The sequence below is a fragment of the Spirillospora sp. NPDC049652 genome, from assembly GCF_040675125.1.
Taxonomy (GTDB): Bacteria; Actinomycetota; Actinomycetes; order Streptosporangiales; family Streptosporangiaceae; genus Spirillospora.
On record NZ_JBFAOF010001567.1, the window covers coordinates 1 to 1,061 of the forward strand.

The 1,061-nt window shown below is 75.2% G+C and carries 2 protein-coding genes; both read right to left on the minus strand.

Annotated features, from left to right (window positions below; genetic code table 11):
* A partial coding sequence (locus tag AB0J52_RS41975) for a cation:proton antiporter domain-containing protein (RefSeq protein WP_500188892.1) occupies window positions 1–517 on the minus strand: 517 nt, incomplete at its 3' end.
* Between the two features lie 50 nt (window positions 518–567).
* Window positions 568–1,061, minus strand: a 494-nt coding sequence (locus AB0J52_RS41980; RefSeq protein ID WP_500188894.1) for a LysR family transcriptional regulator substrate-binding protein, incomplete at its 5' end; no start/stop codon positions are given.

Below are 1,061 nucleotides of genomic sequence, written 5' to 3' on the forward strand. Positions count from 1 at the left end.
CGCCGGTGGCGGCCGCGACCGCCACCCGGAACGCGGTCAGCGCGGTCGCGTCGTTGAACAGGCTCTCGCCGACCAGGATCGTCACCGTGCGGCGCGGCAGCCCGAGCCGCTGCGCGACGCTCACCGCGGCGACCGCGTCCGGCGGGGCGACGATCGCGCCGAGCACCAGCGCGACCGGCAGCGGCAGCCCCGGCACCGCCAGGTGGACGGCCCAGCCGACCACCAGGGTGGTGAACAGCACCAGCCCGATGGACAGGAACGCGATCGGACGCAGGTTGGCGCGCAGGTCCACGAAACTGCTCTGCCAGGCCGCCGAGAACAGCAGCGGCGGCAGGAAGACGTAGAGCACGAACTCGGGATTGAGCGCGAAACCGGGCACCCCCGGCAGGTACGAGCAGATCAGGCCGGCGATCACCAGGGCCAGGGGGGCGGCGATCCGGCTGCGCCGGGCGAGCGCGGCCACGGCGAGGGCGACCACCGGCACAGCCAGCAGCCAGAGGGCATGCGTCGTCTCCACGCCCTCGATCATGGCATGTCCGCGGACCCCTCGATCCGCCGCGAAGCAGGTCAGGGGTGGTGGACGGGCCTCGGATTGTCCTTGGCGAAGGCCAGGAAGTCCCGGGCGGCCGGGGGCAGCTGCCGGTGCGCGTGGACGATCCCGACCAGCCGGGTCAGCGGCGGCATGAACGAGCGGACCGCCAGGCCGTCGGTGTCGTTCCCGAGCTGGTTGCGGTACCAGAGCAGCGAGCCGCGCCCCGCCCGGACGCAGCCGAGCCACGCGGCGCGCTCCTCCGGCTCCACCGCGGCGACCGGGGACGCCCCGACCCGCTCCAGCATCATGTCGATCTCGGCGCGCGGGGCCGTGCCGCGCGCGGGCAGGACCAGCCTCATCCCGTTCAGGGCGGCGGTCGGGACGGGCTCGCGCAGCTTCAGGCCCGGCGGCGACACCAGCACGACCTCCCGCTGGTCCACCGGGTGGGCGATCAGGTCCCCGGGGACGGGCAGGTCGGTCAGTGCCAGGTCGGCGCGGCCCTGCCGGAGCGCCGCCGCCGCGTGCGCCG